14 protein-coding genes and 1 pseudogene are annotated in these 17,105 nt (G+C 68.7%); 6 read left to right on the top strand and 9 right to left on the bottom strand.

Annotated elements, in window-relative coordinates; genetic code table 11:
* Positions 1-83 precede the first annotated feature (83 nt).
* Together rpsO and NI25_RS10635 are read right to left on the bottom strand one after the other, a co-directional pair.
* The gene (rpsO, locus tag NI25_RS10630) at positions 84-371 is read right to left on the bottom strand and encodes a 30S ribosomal protein S15 (RefSeq protein ID WP_003973291.1); all 288 of its coding nucleotides are present in this window, start codon (positions 369-371) and stop codon (positions 84-86) included.
* 173 nt (positions 372-544) lie between these two features.
* Positions 545-2,041, bottom strand: coding sequence for a PQQ-binding-like beta-propeller repeat protein (locus tag NI25_RS10635; protein ID WP_158508439.1), 1,497 nt, complete (start codon positions 2,039-2,041; stop codon positions 545-547).
* Between the two features lie 182 nt (positions 2,042-2,223).
* Between NI25_RS10635 and NI25_RS10640 the strand changes: the two genes are divergently transcribed.
* Entirely contained in the window at positions 2,224-2,520 is a 297-nt protein-coding gene (locus NI25_RS10640) for a DUF397 domain-containing protein (RefSeq protein WP_061442232.1), read from the top strand.
* A gap of 135 nt (positions 2,521-2,655) precedes the next feature.
* On the opposite strand, the gene eccD is transcribed toward NI25_RS10640, so the two are convergent.
* Positions 2,656-4,173 (bottom strand): type VII secretion integral membrane protein EccD, encoded by a 1,518-nt coding sequence (eccD, locus tag NI25_RS10645; protein WP_061442233.1) that lies wholly within the window; start codon positions 4,171-4,173, stop codon positions 2,656-2,658.
* A gap of 314 nt (positions 4,174-4,487) precedes the next feature.
* On the opposite strand from eccD, the gene eccCa reads away from it, so the two are divergent.
* Positions 4,488-8,462 (top strand): type VII secretion protein EccCa, encoded by a 3,975-nt coding sequence (eccCa, locus tag NI25_RS10650; RefSeq protein WP_061442234.1) that lies wholly within the window; start codon positions 4,488-4,490, stop codon positions 8,460-8,462.
* A gap of 336 nt (positions 8,463-8,798) precedes the next feature.
* Positions 8,799-9,563 (top strand): hypothetical protein, encoded by a 765-nt coding sequence (locus NI25_RS10655; protein ID WP_061442235.1) that lies wholly within the window; start codon positions 8,799-8,801, stop codon positions 9,561-9,563.
* An 82-nt stretch (positions 9,564-9,645) separates the two neighbouring features.
* Here NI25_RS10655 and NI25_RS10660 read toward each other — a convergent pair whose 3' ends face one another.
* From NI25_RS10660 to NI25_RS10675, 5 genes are all read right to left on the bottom strand, one after another.
* The gene (locus NI25_RS10660) at positions 9,646-9,945 is read right to left on the bottom strand and encodes a WXG100 family type VII secretion target (protein WP_061442236.1); all 300 of its coding nucleotides are present in this window, start codon (positions 9,943-9,945) and stop codon (positions 9,646-9,648) included.
* A gap of 113 nt (positions 9,946-10,058) precedes the next feature.
* Positions 10,059-10,412, bottom strand: a complete 354-nt coding sequence (locus NI25_RS10665; RefSeq protein ID WP_061442237.1) for a WXG100 family type VII secretion target — start codon at positions 10,410-10,412, stop codon at positions 10,059-10,061.
* Positions 10,413-10,468: 56 nt separating this feature from the next.
* The gene (locus tag NI25_RS10670; protein WP_061442238.1) at positions 10,469-11,764 is read right to left on the bottom strand and encodes a S8 family serine peptidase; all 1,296 of its coding nucleotides are present in this window, start codon (positions 11,762-11,764) and stop codon (positions 10,469-10,471) included.
* 24 nt (positions 11,765-11,788) lie between these two features.
* A complete protein-coding gene (locus NI25_RS37510) occupies positions 11,789-13,477 on the bottom strand; it encodes a WXG100 family type VII secretion target (RefSeq protein WP_078884587.1) in 1,689 nt (562 codons plus the stop codon).
* Between the two features lie 2 nt (positions 13,478-13,479).
* Positions 13,480-13,926, bottom strand: a complete 447-nt coding sequence (locus NI25_RS10675; protein ID WP_061442239.1) for a hypothetical protein — start codon at positions 13,924-13,926, stop codon at positions 13,480-13,482.
* A gap of 1,476 nt (positions 13,927-15,402) precedes the next feature.
* On the opposite strand from NI25_RS10675, the gene NI25_RS40760 reads away from it, so the two are divergent.
* From NI25_RS40760 to NI25_RS39230, 3 genes are all read left to right on the top strand, one after another.
* On the top strand, positions 15,403-15,591 hold the full coding sequence (locus tag NI25_RS40760) for a hypothetical protein (RefSeq protein WP_420710818.1): 189 nt from the start codon (positions 15,403-15,405) through the stop codon (positions 15,589-15,591).
* Between the two features lie 327 nt (positions 15,592-15,918).
* Complete coding sequence (locus NI25_RS10690) at positions 15,919-16,158, top strand: hypothetical protein (protein ID WP_107071686.1); 240 nt, start codon at positions 15,919-15,921, stop codon at positions 16,156-16,158.
* Positions 16,159-16,361: 203 nt separating this feature from the next.
* Complete coding sequence (locus tag NI25_RS39230; protein ID WP_148315119.1) at positions 16,362-16,658, top strand: hypothetical protein; 297 nt, start codon at positions 16,362-16,364, stop codon at positions 16,656-16,658.
* Positions 16,659-16,717: 59 nt separating this feature from the next.
* Here NI25_RS39230 and NI25_RS40130 read toward each other — a convergent pair.
* Positions 16,718-17,064, bottom strand: a pseudogene (locus NI25_RS40130) (IS982 family transposase); the annotation flags it as partial.
* Positions 17,065-17,105: the final 41 nt, after the last annotated feature.

A 17,105-nucleotide genomic window follows, 5' to 3' on the forward strand; every position in this document is an offset into this window, starting at 1 on the left:
CACTACAAAGGGGCGGCGACAGCACGCACGTACAGCAAAGGGAGCGGCCCCCGAACGATGGGAACCGCTCCCTTCACGGCGTCCTAGCGGGCGCCCGCCGCACCGCGGCGGATGCCGAGGCGCTCGACCAGCGCACGGAAGCGCTGGATGTCCTTCTTGGCGAGGTACTGCAGCAGCCGGCGGCGCTGGCCGACCAGGATGAGCAGACCACGACGGGAGTGGTGGTCGTGCTTGTGGGTCTTGAGGTGCTCGGTCAGGTCGGAGATCCGACGGGACAGCAGAGCGACCTGGACCTCGGGGGAGCCGGTGTCGCCCTCCTTGGTACCGAACTCGGTGATGATCTGCTTCTTCACTGCGGCGTCGAGCGACACGCGTACTCCTCTTGGTCTGTGACGGGCCACCGAGTGCCCCCGGTCTACGTCTCGGGGGATCTTCCACGACTCGGAAGGCGGGGATCCGCTGGGCGCGACCTCCAGGGCTCGGGGCTCCGGGGGCGCGTACACAAACGGCCGTCACACAGGGTACCAGTCGGGAGACGCGCCACTCACCCGGCGCTTTCGATGCCCACCGCGACCTGGTCGGTCGCACCGACCTCGCCCTCGTCGTAGGGGCCCACGACGGTGCGCGCGCCGAAGAATACGCGCCCGTGCTCGTACACGATGTCGTTCTGCGCCGGGTCGTCGAGTGCGCCGGTCTCCGCTCCCCCGGCGAACAGGAGCAGAAGGGTCTCCTCGCCGGAATCGGGGTCCAGGGCGACGACCGCGTCGGGGCGGCCCAGCCCCCGGCCCGGGCGGTAGGCGATCAGCCGCTCCCCGCTCATCCTCAGCGGGTGCATCTCGCCGCCGGCGGGCGCGTCGAACTTCCCGGCGGGCCGGCCGGTGGCCAGGTCGTGGGCGACGATGTGGTCCTCCTCCGACAGGTACAGCCGGTCGTCGTCGACGACGATCGCGCCGCAGCTCTCGACCACGGCGCTGAAGGTCCGGTCGCAGTCGAGGACCTGGTGGTCCCGGTTCAGGCGGATGGTGGCGCGGCGCTCGCCCCGCTCGTCGAGGGAGATCAGGTCGGTGACGACGACGTCGCCGGCGGCCACGGCGACGACGGCGGGTGAGCTGGAGACCAGGTAGACGCCTTGGACGCCCCGGGCGACCCGGTACGTCCACTCGGCGTCGCCGGTGCGCGGATCGATCTTCTGGACGCGGTAGGCGGGATCCGCCGAGTCGCCGCAGGAGAGGAGGGCGAGAAGGTCGCGGCCACCGGCGAAGCCCTCGTCCGCGCAGGCCGACGGGTCGGTGTCCGCCCACAGCCGCTTGCCGCCGGTCAGCTCGTACGCCGCCGAGCCCTCGCCCCATGCGGTGACGACGGTGCCGTGCGTCATCGTCACGTTGACGGCCAGGGAGGAGCCCGCTCCGGCCAGCCTCGTGTCCCACATCTTCTTGCCGGTGTCGATGTCGAACACGGCGAGCCGGTCGCAGACGCGGGTGAGCGGGTCGGTGTCCGGCCCGCCGTCCGCGGTCGCGTCCCCGCCGTCGCCCCCGCCTTCCCCGGCGTAGACGATGGCGGTACGGCCGTCCACGCTGACATGGCGGGTCACCGCGCAGAGCGGTCCCGGGAGGGTGAGGCGCCAGGCGATCTCCGACGCTTGGGAGCCGCCGAGCCGGAAGCCCTTGATCTCGTTGCCGAAGCCCTTGGCGAAGACCTCGTCCGTGGCCCAGGTGCCCATCGCCGAGACGTTCCGCCCGACGGTGCGGAGGGTCTCCTCGTACGACACGACCGCGGTGCCCTCCGGGGACGGCGGCCGTTTCTCGACGGTCTCCCGGATGTCGTCCGGTGCCTGGCGACCCGCCGCCGCACGCGCGTCCGACGGGGAGCCACCACCGGCCCCTCCCGGTCCGAACGCCCACACTCCGGCGGCCAGGGCCGCGAGCAGGACGGCCGCGACCGCACCGACGGCCGCCCTTCGGCGCCCGGTGCGCGGCGGCGGGCCGGAGGAGGCGTCCGAGCCGGGCACGTGGTAGGGGGTGGGCGGTGGCCCGAAACTCACGGCGGACGCCTTTCGCATCAAAGAGTCGGCATCTCGAGGGGTCGAGAGTCGAGGAGTCGAGGAGTCGACAGCGTCATCACTCCCGGCCTGGTGAGACCTGCGCGAACCGCGGGGCAGGGGGATGGGCAGCAAGTAGGGTAGCCGCACAGTTCGTTGGCACAGCAGGAAGGACCGCAGCCGCGATGGCCGATGCCGAGGACACGGAACTCCGAGCACGCAAGGACCGGGAGCGGGACGAGCTCTACGCCCTCGACATCTCCGGCGTCGAATGGCACAGCGCCCCCGGCACCGAGACCCATGAGGAGCGGGTCGAAATCGCCTACCTCCCGGAAGGCGCCGTCGCCATGCGGTCGTCCCTCGACCCGGACACCGTGCTGCGGTACACGGAGGCGGAGTGGCGGGCCTTCGTACTGGGCGCGCGGGACGGGGAGTTCGACCTGGAGCCGGCGCCCCGGGAGAGCGGGAACGGCGCCGAATGACGCTGCGGGCGGGTGGCGGCGTCGAATGACGCCCGGAGCGGGCGCGCACGATGCCGCCCGCCCGCCGTTCCGCGCGGCGGGAGGGCGAGATGCGGATCCGGCCGCCTGGCGCCCGGTGCCGCGTGGGCGCCGTTCTCAGTCGCTCGTCATCGACCGTACCGAGGCGTAGACGTCGAAGACCGCCAGAGCCAGGGGGATCAGCGTCAGCAGCACGAAGACCTCAGCGATCTCCATGAACCGGCCCCAGAACGGCGTCACACCGCGCCGGGGAGTGATCAGACCGATCGCGGTGACCAGGACCACCGCCACGCCCACCGCCGCGACCAGCCACACGCTGCGGATGTCGAGGGCTGCGGTGTCGCCCTGGAGCGCGTCGCGCCAGTACTCCACGGGCGGGCTCATCGCCAGCCCCAGGCCGAGGGCGATCAGGCAGGCGAGCCCTGCGGCCAGCGTGGCGGCGACCTGGGTGGTGTAGCGGAACAGCTGCGCCCGCATCACCATCGCGATCCCGGTGGCGAGCGTCAGCAGTTGCGCCCACACATTGTTCGTGAAGCCGAGGACGAGCGACGCGCCCACGGAGACCAGCGCGCAACCGCCGACCAGCCCCGCGAGGAGCTCGTGACCGCGACGGGCCTGGGCAGCGACACGCTCGGCGTCCACGGGCTCGGGCGCGGCGGCCTCGTCCGACGCGTAGGAGCCGCGCGGCTGGTTGGGCGGCTCGAAGCCGATCGGCAGTCGCGCGAAGCGCACCGACAGACCCGGCAGGAACGCCAGCGCGCACACGGACAGGACCGCACACACCGCGGCCGTCTCCATGGGCTTCAGGTGCGTCAGCATCCCCACGAACGTCGCGAGCAGACCGATCGCGGAGGAGAAGACGAATGCGACGAAGGCGCTGTCGCCGCTCGGTGATACCAGGGTGAGCACGACCGAGGCGACCAGGACCGCCGCGCAGGCGAGGAGGAACTGGAGCCGACCAATGCCCTGGCCGTCGCTGAGCGGGAGCAGTCCGGAGCCCGCCACGGCCACGTTCGCGAGTCCGCCCAGGCCGAGGGCGAGCGCGGAGCCCCGGTCCGTGTAGACGCGCGCCCGCACGCAGGCGAAGGTCACGAGCAGTACGCCGGCCACCGCGGCGAGAATGCCCTGCAGGCTGTGCATGTCGTGACGGACCTGGGAACTCCAGGCCACGAACGCCAGCAGGACGGGGAGGACCCCCGCCCCCACCAGGCAGGCCACCCGGGTGAGCGCACCGTCCCACAGCGTGCGGTCGTGGACGACGGCGGAGGCGACCGCCTCCGAGACGTCGTCGAAGACGGCCGGGGGCAGCGAGTCGGCGAACGGGCGCAGCGTGAGCAGCTCACCGTCAAGGATGCGCTGCGCCGCGAAGGAGCGGGCGCTGTCGAGGACGGTTCCGTCACGGCGTACGAGGTGGTAACCGACGGGCGCGCCCTCGGCGGGGCTCTGCCGGGAGAACCGCAGGATCTCCGGGTACAGGTCGGCGACCGGCACGTCGTCGGGCAGGGCCACATCGATACGGCTGTCGGGCGCCACGATCGTGACCCGGCAGAAGCCGAGCCCCGAACCCGCTGCGGCCGGGCTTCCGGCACCCGTGCGTGCTCCGCCTGTCGCGCCGGTCGGCGCGGAGGCCGTCATGCTCACCCGTCGTCCCCCTCGTGAGTGATGGCGGCAAGGTGCGGCACGGCGCGCCCTGCCTCTCGGTAACGATCCTGCTCGGTTGTTCGGCGGCGCCCCGCAGCACTGCGCGGGGAGCAGCCCGTGTCCAGCGTCGCGCCGCCCGCGGGATCTCATTCCCTCCCGGACGGGTTCGCAACTGCTCACGCGTCTCACGGCACCCTACCGCCCCCCGCCGTCCGCAGGTGTCAGTAGGATCGCCCTTTGCGATCGACGTGCACCGGGAGACGGGCGGTGGACGGAACGGGTCGGGCCGGCAAGGGAATTGGTGCGAAGTGAGTCACATCGTCGTCAAGCGCCCACCTCGGGCACTGCCGAAGAACGTGCCCACGGAGGAGGTCCACCTGCAGTCCCCGCCGGAACTCCCGCGCGGGCAGCAGGAGGGCGCGTGGATGCAACTCCTGCCCATGCTCGGCATGGGCGGGTCGGTGGTGTTCTTCTTCAACCCCTCGGCGCAGCCCATCATGAAGATCATGGGCATGGTGATGATCGCGTCCACGATCGCCATGGGCATCGCGATGCTGGTGCGCTACCGCCGCGGCAACCAGGGGCAGATGGCCGACACCCGCCGCGACTATCTCCGCTATCTGTCGCAGACCAGGCGCACCGCCAACGAGACGGCGAAGGCCCAACGTGACGCGCAGTTCTACCTGCATCCGTCGCCGGACCAGCTGTGGGCACTGGTCGCCGAGGGCAGCCGCCTGTGGGAGCGGCGCGCGGGCGACGAGGACTTCGCCCAGGTGCGCGTGGGTCTCGGCCCGCAGGCCCTGGCCACTCCCCTGGTGCCGCCGGAGACCGCGCCGGTGGACGAGCTGGAACCGCTGACCGCGGGCGCCATGCACCGCTTCCTGGCCACGCACAGCACCCTCGAGCACCTGCCGATGGCGGTCTCCCTGCGGGCGTTCTACCACCTGACGATCAGCGGCGACCCGGTCACCGCGCGCGGCACCGCCCGAGCTGTCGTCGCCTCGCTCGCCGCATTGCACTCCCCCGAGGATCTGGTGATCGCCGTCGCCACCGGGCAGGAGTCGGCGACGGAGTGGGAGTGGGCGAAGTGGCTCCCGCACGCACAGGCCAGCGGAGCGGAGGACGGCGCGGGCTCCCGGCGCCTGATGACGACCGACCCGACGGCACTCGAGGAACTGCTCGGTACCCGTCTCGAGGGCCGGCCCCGGTTCCATCCGGAAGGCCGCCCGGTACCCGACCAACCGCACCTGGTCGTCGTGCTCGACGGGGTCTCCTTGCCGCCGACGTCACTGCTGGCGAGCCCCGAGGGCATGCAGGGTGTGAGCGTCCTCGAGTTGATCCCCGGCACCCTCACCACAGGACGCGGGGACCTCTCGGTCGTCGTGCGACCGAATGAACTGCGCCTGGAGGCCGTACACGGTGCGGTCTACGAGGGCACCCCCGACGTCCTCTCCCAGGAAAGCGCGGAAGCACTCGCGAGGCAGCTCGCGCCACTGCGCGCGGGAACAGGCGGTGACGAGGACGAGCCGCTCCTCGCGAATCTGGAGTTCACCGATCTCCTCAACCTCGGCGACGCCGCCTCCGTCGATCCGCGGCGCACCTGGCGCCCCCGCTCACAGTCCGAACGGCTCAGGGTGCCGATCGGCGTCGGCGAGGACGGCCGTCCCGTGATGCTCGACCTCAAGGAGGCCGCGCAGGAGGGCATGGGCCCGCACGGCCTGTGCGTGGGCGCGACCGGCTCCGGCAAGTCCGAGCTGCTGCGCACCCTGGTCCTCGGCCTGGCCGTGACCCACTCCTCCGAGACCCTCAACTTCGTGCTCGCCGACTTCAAGGGCGGCGCGACCTTCGCCGGCATGGCGCAACTGCCGCACGTGGCGGCCGTGATCACCAACCTCGCCGACGACCTGACCCTGGTCGACCGCATGGGCGACTCGATCCGCGGCGAGCTCAACCGCCGTCAGGAGATGCTCCGGGACGCGGGCAACTACGCCAACATCCACGACTACGAGAAGGCCCGCGCGGCCGGCGCCGCGCTGCAGCCCATCCCTTCCCTCGTCCTCGTCATCGACGAGTTCAGCGAGCTACTCACGGCGAAGCCGGACTTCATCGAGATGTTCGTCCAGATCGGCCGTATCGGACGATCGTTGGGCGTCCACCTGCTCCTGGCCTCACAGCGCCTGGAGGAGGGCCGCCTGCGCGGCCTGGAGACGTACCTGTCGTACCGGATCGGTCTGCGCACCTTCTCCGCGGCCGAATCCCGGTCCGCGCTCGGTGTCCCGGACGCCTACGAGCTGCCGAACGTCCCCGGCTCCGGCTTCCTGAAGTTCGGCACGGACGAGATGGTGCGTTTCAAGGCCGCGTACGTCTCGGGCGTGTACCGCACGACCACTCAGCAGGCGGCGTCCCCCGGCGGTCCGCGACCGGTTGACCGGCGACCCGTGCTGTTCACCGCCGCCGAGGTCCCGGTGCGATACGTGGCGATACCGTCGCAGCGCGAGGAGACTCCGGACACGACGGGCGACGCCCTCGCCGACACCGTCCTCGACGTCGTCGTCCGGCGCCTGGAGGCGCAGGGTCCCGCGGCCCACCAGGTCTGGCTTCCCCCGCTGGACAGCCCGCCGTCGCTCGACACCCTGCTGCCCGGCCTCGCCCAGGTGGCGGGGCGCGGTCTGACCCAGCCCGAGTACGAGGGCGCGGGGCAGCTCGTCGTGCCCGTCGGCATCGTCGACAAGCCGTACGAGCAGCGCCGGGACCCGCTCTGGTTGAACTTCGGCGGCGCCGCCGGGCACATGCAGATCCTGGGCGGCCCGCAGTCCGGCAAGTCGACGCTGCTGCGCGCGATCGTCGCGTCCTTCGCGCTCACCCACACTCCGCACGAAGTGCAGTTCTACGGACTCGACTTCGGCGGTGGCGGCCTGTCGGCGCTGGCCGGCCTGCCCCACGTCGGCGGCGTGGCCTCGCGCCTCGACCCCGAGAAGGTACGGCGTACGACCGCCGAGGTCTACGGCGTGCTGACCCGCCGCGAGGAGTACTTCCGCACGGCCGGCATCTCGTCGATCGCGGAGTTCCGTGCACGCCGCGCACGTGGCGACATCTCGGTGACCGACCAGCCGTGGGGTGACGTCTTCCTGGTCATCGACGGCTGGGGCAACTTCCGCGCGGACTACGAGGGCCTGGAGTCGCTGGTCCTGGACATGGCTGCGCGCGGCCTCGGCTACGGCATCCACGTGATCCTCACCGCGTCCCGCTCCATGGAGGTCCGCAGCAACCTCAAGGACCACCTGATGAACCGCCTCGAACTGCGCCTCGGTGACACGATGGACTCCGAGTTCGACCGCAAGGTCGCGGCGAACGTGCCGACGGGCGTTCCGGGGCGTGGCCAGACGCCGCAGAAGCAGCACTTCATGGCGGCGGTCCCGCGCATCGACGGGCTGTCCTCCGACACGGACCTCGCCGAGGCCACGCAGGCACTCGCGACCGAGGTCGCGCGGCACTGGCAGCAGCCGGGCGCGCCCGCGGTGCGGCTGCTGCCGCGCGAGTTCCCGGCGCAACAGCTTCCCCCGGGCGACCGGTTCCCGCGCCGTGGGGTGTCCTTCGCACTCGACGAGGACAACCTGGAGCCGGTGTTCGTGGACTTCGAGCAGGACCCGTTCTTCCTCATCTTCGGAGAGAGCGAGTCCGGCAAGTCGAACCTGCTGAAGCTCCTCATCCGACGGCTCTGCGAGCGCTACGACGGCGACTCCTGCAAGCTGTTCGTCATCGACAACCGCCGTTCCCTGCTGGGATTCACTCCGCCGTCGCACCTGGCCGAGTACGTTCCGATGTCGAACCAGATGCAACACCACATGGAGGCGCTGGCCGAGCTGATGCAGCGCCGCACACCGACCGCCGACGTCACGCCGGAGCAGTTGCGCGACCGCAGTTGGTGGCAGGGGCCGACGGTGTACATCATCATCGACGACTTCGACCTGGTCGCTACGTCGAGCGGCAACCCGCTGGCCCACCTCACCGAGCTCCTGCCCTTCGCGCGGGACGTCGGCGTGCGCTTCATCATCGCCCGCTCGACCGCGGGCGCGGGCAGGGCCGGCTACGAGGCCTTCATGCAGCGCCTCAAGGAACTCGGCGCGCAGGGTGTCGTCCTCAGCGGCGACGCGGCCGAGGGTGACCTGCTGGGCGGGGTGCGCCCGCGTCCGATGCCGGCGGGCCGGGGCGTGTTCGTGTCGCGTCGGCGGGGGAAGCCGTTGGTTCAGGTGGGGTTGGTGGAGGACGGGAACCAGCGCTGAGAGCGCTCCGCAGCGTCGGGCTCTGCGGCGTCCTTCCTCTGGCGCTCGCCCTCACAGCCGCGTACGTCTGGTACCGGGTGAGCGACACCGGCGGAGCACGGCGGCCTGGTACCGGGTGAGCGACACCGGCAGAGGACGGCGGCCTGGTACCGGGTGAGCGACACCGGCAGAGGACGGCGGTACCAGGACAAGCTCGCGACGTACTGCGGCGGGCTGATCCCGCCACGACGAGTCGGCAGTCTTACCGGCCTCAGCACCGAGGTCGGCCTCTCGCATGACGCGGAACACGGGTAGGACGAGGACGAATTCCACTCCTGCCGCGTCGCGGACCTCACGGTGAGTGTCGGCCCGGTCCGTGCCGACGCGGTCCGGTCCGACGTCTCTCCTGGCGTGCTGAAGGTGCTGGACAGCGGTTCGTCAGACCACCCGCCCACCGCGCTGGGCGGCGGCCGGCACGGCTACACGGCTCTGCGCGACACGGGAGTCGTACCGCCGTGCGCCAACAAGGACGCGTCTGTGGTGGTGAGCGTCGCGGGCGACGCGTCGCATGAGAACGGCGAGGAGAGCCGCGCCGTGGCGGAGCTGGCCACCGCCGTTGCTCTCGAGGCAGCCGGCCGGCGATCGTGCGAGACGGCCTTCGGTGGACGCATACCGGAACTCTCGCTGTCGAAGGGACAGACAGCTCCGGCCGCCGCCTCGGGCACCTGCGAGGGTATCCGGATACCGGAGGCCCAGTGGGTCGACTGGCTCCAGGAGAGCGAGGCATCCGACGGCGCGCCACTGGAACGCTGTCTGCTGGGCGAGACGAAGGCGCGGGACGAAGTCCTCTACTCCCTGGAGGCCCAGTTAGGCCCCTACGCACAGTGTCTCCGGTCGGCCGACCATGACGAGCACTGGCCGGAACCGGGCATCACGCACGGCAGCGCTCAGGCCACGGCGTCCCGCCCCAACAGCAGCGTTCCGGCCGTCTTCCGCATCCACCGCATCCACGCGACGGTCTACGCCGCTCCGGCCGAGCAGTTCCTCCGCTCGGCCCTGCACACCTTCGCCGAACGGTTGGCGGTCCGGCACGGCTTTGCGAACCTCGAGCTGCCCGACTGACCGCGGCCCCGAAAACGCCGCGAGGGTGGGCGTCTCCCGCGCACGCCCACCCTCGTTGCTGTCCTTGCCGCTGTCCCCGCGACTACTGCAGGTACCTGGACGCAGCCAGGTCGCCCTCCATGTACGTACCGCCGGAGGTGCCGACGACATGTCCGATGCCCATGAGGGCCTGGTGGATGTCGCTGGTCTCCTTGCGCCAGGCTTCCAGCTTGATCTTGAAGGCATCCTGGGCCTTGCCCGCCCAGTACTGCTGGCTGCCTTCCACCAACTTGGTGAGGTGCTGAATGTCCTCGTCGAGCAGCTTCGCCTCGTTGGCGAGGGTGGTCGCCGCGAAGTCGAGTCCGTCGTACGTTACCTGCAGACCATCGGCGTTACGGCTCATCTCTGCCTACCTCGATTCGTTCCGGAGGTGATCCGGCTGTGGCTGATGTCTGCGCCCCGAGCTTGCCCGAGTCTTGCCCGAGCGGCTCATCGGCGCCTGTTTGACCGCGTGTCTCAGAACGAGCTGAGGGGCGACGTCTTGAGGCTGGAAGCACCGTCGTAGGCGTCGATCTTGTTCACGGCAGCACGGACTTCGTCTTCCTTGCTGTCCTTGATGTTGCGCGTCGCGGTCATCGCGTCCACGACTTCCGCGAGGATGCGGCCCATGTTCTGCAGCGAGGTGTTGATCTCATGCTGCTTCTTGTCGAACGCGGCACGGCCGACGCCCTGCCACTGACCACCGGACTCAAGGGTGTCGATCACACCCTGCAGGTTGTGCACCCGCTTACGGATGTTCTCGAACTTCTCGTACATGTCCTTCTGCAGCTTGACTACCGCTGCATCTTCGAGCTTCTGGTCGACGGCCATGATCCGCCCCTGCCCTCCCTGTTCCTTCTCTCGTTACGACACCGACGACGCCGGTGTCAGTTCGCGCGCTTGGCCCGCAGCACGGCGAAGGCGCCGCCTCCGAGCACGACCACGGCTGCAGCGACGCCGAGCACGATCCACAGCGTGCTGCCGCTGTCACTCGACGCGTCGGACGCCACGGTCTTCGCGTCATCCGATCCTGCGGCCGCCTGCCCGTCCTTGGGCGCCCCTTCCGCACCTTGTGACGTAGCTGTTGCACCCGCGGACGGCTCCTCGGAGGCGGCCGCGGACGCCGGCGGAATCTCCGTGACCAGCTTCTCCCCCTCCTGCATGTTCTCCTTACGCAGCGGGTCCGAGTACGGCTCGCCGGGGTCGTAGTCCGGGTTCGCCAGCACCGAGCGGGGGCGGATGGTCCCGTAGCCGGCGGTCGAGGTCGGCTTGTCCTTCGGCCACTTGCGACCGGCCGTGTCGATCAGTGCCCGGGTGACCTGGTTCGCCGTCCAGTCCGGGTGCGCGGACCAGATGAGGGCGGCTGCGGCGGAGGTGATGGCGGTGCTGAAACTGGTGCCGTTGAGGTTGTGGCAGTACGTCTCGAAGTTCCCGTTGCAATAGGCGGGGAGGTTCTCGCCCGGCGCCACCAAGTCGACGTAATTGCCCGACTGACCAAAGTCTGAGATGCGGCTCTTGTCGTCGATGGACGACACGCCAAGGACGTATGGGTACGCCGCTGGGTATTCAATGTAGCCGCTGTCCTGGCCACCGTTCCCAACGCTCGCGACCAGAATCTTGCCCTTGGACGCGGCATACTTCACTGCTTCTGCATCTTCTGCTTCATAGGCCACGGAGCCGATGGACATGCTGATGATGCGTGCGTCGCTGTCCGCGGCTGCCCTGATCGCTTCGGCTGAGGTCGGCGCCAGTTTCTCCTCCTTGGCGCTGAGCTCGTTTCCCAGCGGAACTCTGTAGGGCACGACCTCCGCGCCAGGCGCCAACCCTCGAAGTCGTCCACCCGCCCCGGTACCGACGATCAACTCCGCCATGGTCGTCCCGTGGCCTGCATAGTCGTCGGTGGCACCGTACGCGACTTGCTTCGGTACTTCGTCAGTCAGAACCTGCCCTTTGAGGGAAGGCGTGTCGGGGTTAACTCCGGTATCGATTACTGCGACCTTGATGCCCTCCCCCGTACTGGTCTTCCACATCTTCTCGGCCTGCATCGGTCCCAGGTACCACTGCTCCGACTGCACGTCGGCCGCAGTGGCACCTGGAGCGAAGCTCACGCCAACGGCAATCAGGGCACTCGCGACGGCGCCCGCTACGCGTACTCGCAGCCCTCGGCGTGTTGCTGACTTCATGATGGGGTGAGTCCTCGCTCGCGCTCAGTTGACAACCGGCGGCACGTCGCGCCGCGGATTCGTAGGCAGGTGTGTCTCTTCGTCCTCGACCAGGTAGTCGGGTCGCTCCGCACCTTCCTCCCTGCGTTCGTCACGACGGCGCCCACGCCCGCCCGGTCCGCGCACGAGCCCCGCACCACCACGGGTCATGCCGTTCCGTTCGGCACGGGCGGCAGACCCCGCCCCCGTAGGCGCACCGGTGATACCGGGCTTCGCCGTGGAGCGACCCTTGCCCGGCTGAGACCCGGCGTCGGCCCCGACGACCGTGCCACGGGGAAGCTTCGGCCCACTTCGTCCCGTTGCACCTGTGGTGCTCGTCGGCCGACCGCCGACCACACCACCGGTCCGGCCGGCTCCGGTGACCGGGCCGCCCGCCGGTCTCGGCGCCATCGCTGGGTTAGGACGCGGAGTACCGCCGCTCACCCCGGGCCCCATGAGGGACGGCTTGGCTCCTGACGCAATTCCCCTCGCGACGGGCTGCTGCCCGGCAGGCGTCGGACGTCCCACCTGATTGAAGGGCCCCTGGCCGCCCTGACGCCCCGGGCCCCCGCCCTGGGCGGGAGGAGTCACACGCCCCTGGGCCGAAAACGGCGCCCTGGTACGACCGGGTCCGCCATCAGCCCGGCCGGAGCGTCCAGGAGGCAGCGGAGAACCGAAACTCGGACCGAACGGGCCAGTCGGTCCACCACCGTCGCCCGGGGGTAGCGTGGTTGGCAACGCGGGGCCGGGAACGGGAGCCGTAGGGAGCGTTGGCGTACCAACACTGTCGATGTTCGTCGCAATGGGAACGTCGGTGTAAACGGCCGGCTGTGTGATGCTCCCCGATGCGTCAGCGGTGCCGTCCGTTGTATTCGGCCGAGCCCTGTCCTCCATGACGGTGCGCGAATGATCGCCCGTAAAGCTTCCGCTCTCACGCTCCTGAACGGGGCCCGGTTGGCGAACATCAGGCATCCCGATTCGGTAATCCTTTTGAGGCTTCGGCACTCCCACATCCGGCATGGCCGTGAACTTGGGCGGCTCCATCCCCGCGAGCAATTCCTCAGACACGGCGTAGTAGGACGACAACCGATTCATCTGGTTGATCGCCTCTTGGCGGTTCTTCTCGACACGAACCGCTTCCGCGTACTCGCTGTTGCCCTCGACCTGCTTGGGCGCGGGGAGCTGCTCGGGCCGCAGAGCCTTGCTCGTCGGCCTCGTATCACGTTCCGGCATGGCCGTGCGCACATTCGCCAGGCCGACGGCGGCAGCGGTGATCTGGTCTCCCGCCCCGCCGGCAAAGGCACTCAGGCCATGCGTGCTGGTGACAAGAGCGCGCCCCCACTTGCGAAAGGCTTCACCCGCCTCGCCTACCCAGCGAACATTACCGATGTGACCGTCCAGCTCCTTGGCTGCCTCTTTGATGGCGTCCCGCGCGTCCCACAGCGCTTTGCCGGAGCTCTCCAGATCTTCTGGATTCGTCTGTTCTACAAGGTCGACCATCTCGTTGAGGTCGTGATTTTCGAAGTTTGTCCGGCCTCGCATGGCCGAACCCAGCGGCGTCGATTCGACAGCAGACTTCAGTATCCCACCGAAGAGCCCGAACGAAGGGCGTTCTTCCAGGCCCCGCGTCAGGTCGGCAGCGGTGTTCTGCCGAGAAATTCGGTCGTAGTCCGCCTCGTGACGCTTGTCGGACATGTCTACAGGCCCCCGCTGACTGTCGATTCGGTGCGCTGCTTGCCGCCCCTGGCATCCTCGATCTGCTTGAGCTGGGTCTGGATCAACTCGAAGCGGCGGCGCTGTTCCTCTTCGAGGTTGTCGAAGCCCACGTGCGCGCCCCGGACGGCGATGCCGATCGCCTCGATCTGAAGGTGCAGTGTCTTCGAGAGGCTGGTGAGCTCTTCGTGGACCCGGTTGTACTGCAGGTACAACGCGTGGGCCTCCGGGAAGGCGGACGCACTGCCGCTGTTGAGCGAAGAGGGCTTGATCCTCTGCGCGCCGATGCGCGTCGGGTCACCCGCCGAACCCTCGAGATTGCGAAGCGCGCTGTCCACCCGCTTCACGAACGTCGACAGCGCCTCGCCCGTGACCTCCAGGTTGGCCGCCCTGGCGGCGGACACCCCTCCCGCCATTTCAGCTGGAAGCATGCTGCTACCTCCCCCGCTTCCCCGTACACCCATCGGCTGAGCCGGACTGAACGGCTCCACCCACAACTGATCGTAACCTTGAGGCTTCGACACTGTAGTCACCGGGTAGCCCGCATCCAACTGCCATTCGTGCCAGCCTTGTTGCAATCGCGCAATGGTTGCAAGTTCTACTATTTTGGCCGTCGAGCCTCGCCGCTTCCCGCCGACCTCACTGTCGGCCGGTTTCCCCGCCCCCAGCGCACCGGACACGCTTCCCTGGCGGGGAAACCACCTCCGACCCAACTGCACGAGCAGAGCGCCTGAGCCAAGCCTGACCGTTGCGTCACCGACGCGCCATGAGTATGCGTACTCACTTCAGGTGCCGACCGCACTACAAAGGTGCCATGTCACCGGGCTCCCCACTACCCCACTGCGTGCGGAGAGCGATCGTTCGGTGCCGTATGGGGCAGCCTCCAGTAAGCGACACTCAGCGTGTCCTGCGCAGCTACACAGGAGCGAAGCGCATGCGCAGCAGGGTTGCTGAAATTCGAGCCCGCCCAGGGCAAGTGCCGTCAGCACCACCTTGACGCGGCGATCGACTGGCCGCCGCCCGACGCTGCGACTCGTTCACAGCTGCCAACCCAGCCGCGTGTAGAAGTGTTCGGTTCCTGATTGACGTATTGCTCCGAAACGGTTTGGGTTCTGGGTCGCTGGTGGTGTGTGAGCGAGCTGGTGGGGCACGCGCGGCATCTGTCGCCGTCGGCGCAGGAGACCGTGCGGTTGCGGGCGGTGGCCACGTTGGTGGCTGGGCGGGACCGTGAGGACGTAGCGGCGGTGTTCGGGGGGGTCGCTGAGGGCGGTCGACATCTGGTGGGCGAAGTGGCAGGCGGGTGGGCGTGAGGCGCTGGTCATGCGTCCTCGCGGCAAGCCGGTCGGGGTGCACCAGGTGCTCGGGGCGGCCGAGCGGGCCGCAGTGCGGCAGGCCGTCCTCGATCACCGGCTCCGTGACGTGGGGCTTTCCGGTCGTTGTGGACGTGGCGGCTGGTGGGCGACTGATCGCGAAGCTGTACCGGGTGCGGCTGACCGAACCCGGGGTGGGCAAGTACCTGAAACGGTGGGGGCTGTCCTTCCAGCGCCCGGACAAGCGGGCCGTGGGACAGGACCCGCAGGTCGTGCGTCGCTGGCACGAGGAGACCTGGCCAAAAATCCGGGCGAAGGCGAAGAGGGACGGCGGCGAGTTTCTGTTCTCCGACCAGGTCGGCATCCGTTCCGACCAGGTCACCGGCCGCACCTGGGGCCAGAAGGGGAAGACGCCCGGTGGGCGGCGGCCCGGGAACGGGTTCTCGGTGAACGCGATGCCGGCGATCAGCACCAGGGGCCGGATGCACTTCATGGTCTTCACCGCCGAGGTGATATGCCGTTCCCGGACCGGCTCGCCGGCCACTTCGACCACAAGGTCCACCTCGTCGTCGACGGACACTCGCCCACCGTTCCAAGATGGTCCGCGACTGGCTCGCCGCTCACCCCGACGAACTGATCAACGCCGACCTCAAGCACAGCCTGCCCAAGCAGCACCGGGCTCGCGATCAGGCCGAACTCGCCGCCGAGACCCGCCGCTTCTTCCACAGACGCCAGCGCCAGCCGCGCATCGTCCGCGGCTACATCGCCGACCCGCACGTCCGCTAAGTCCTCGATGAGACCCCATCAGCTTCTGACCAATAGCCAGGAGGCTCGATTGCGCTCTTCATCAAGTGCGGGCCGTACTGGAGCCATGACCGAGAGTCCACGCCGTGTAGCCTCTCCTCTGCTGTGACCGTATGCACTCACGCGTCGACAGATGCGTTGTCAACCGTTAACCGAACGGGGCCGTTGGCGGTGGATGCTGAAATGGGCGGGACAGTCGGTATGAGACTCAATCAGCTCCCGGCCGATCCAGGTGGGCCGACCGACGTCACGGGACCTGCGGGCCGGAAGAAGGACCTGGCCTCATCGCCTGCAGAGAAGGCAGCCGCAGTGAAGGCGATCGAGGAACACATCCAGCCCGACACGGCCAAGGCCGGGAGGTGGGCGGACGAGGACACGGGGAGCGCGGTCAAGACCTTCGGCCCCAAGGACGGAGACGGATGGGTGATCTCCACGGCGCTGAAGACGGCGCACAAGACCTGGGGCGCACAGGTGAAGAACCTGATCGACCGGCTCGATGCGGAGAAGGGCGCGCTACACATGTTCAACGACACTCGATGCGGGCAATAGCTGCATTGTCGATGATCCTTCCCGTGACATCGTGCACTCATTCCTCACCCCCGACAGTTCCCGAAAGAATCTGTGGGACCGCCGTCGCCCCTGCACTCACCGAGACGCTCGTCGAGTCCGGCGGAGAATGGAACGAGTACAATAAGGTGAACCGAGGAACAATGATTTCAGCTCCATGCGTTCTACTGTCCGGCAAGGAGCGGGTGCTCGAATTTCGTTTCTGGTGGACAGAAGATAAGCCCGACCTGATGTACCTGGCTCGGAGTGGATCAGTCGCAGGCATCAATTATCCGCAACGTATCGACCTTGCAGAAGATTCGATGACAGGAATCGACGGCGCACTCTCGACGACTGCATGTAAGACGGAGAAGGGAGAATACTTCACTCTCACTCTGCAGTTGCCTCAGATTCAGCTCACCGACAGCAGCCACCGCAAAGACATCGAAACGTTCATGCGCGCCTACTTCCCCGCCACCGTCAAAACACTGAATTGCGAGTGAACTCCACCCATGAGGTTGCTGCCTCCAGGGCCAGGAACATATCCGGCGCCTGAAGAACAGTCCCCTGCGAAGGCTTCGAACTCCCAGTCGGCGAAGCCTTTGTCGGCCAGGATCACCTGTCCTGCCCGGGCGAGGTGATGATCGCGTTCCAGCAGTGCGGTCATCACCGCTTGTTCCCCGAGTTTTGGGTTGGCCAGGCACCAGGTGACAGGGATGCCCCGGCGGTGGTGACCTGGTAGAGCCGGAATCCCCAGAAGAACCGGGAGTGGCTGCGGCAGTAACCGTAACCGGCGTGCCCCGCCAGGCCGGAGCGCTTGACGGTCTCGCGGGACGCAGCACAGGGCAGCGACGTCGAGTCGATCAGCCGGAGGCTGTCGTGCCAGGCCGGCACCTGCCTGCCCAGGGCGCAACTCGGCAGCGTCCCTGGACTTCTTCAACGCCTCGACC

It is taken from the genome of Streptomyces sp. CCM_MD2014 (assembly GCF_000772045.1).
In the GTDB taxonomy this organism is placed as follows: Bacteria; Actinomycetota; Actinomycetes; order Streptomycetales; family Streptomycetaceae; genus Streptomyces; species Streptomyces salinarius.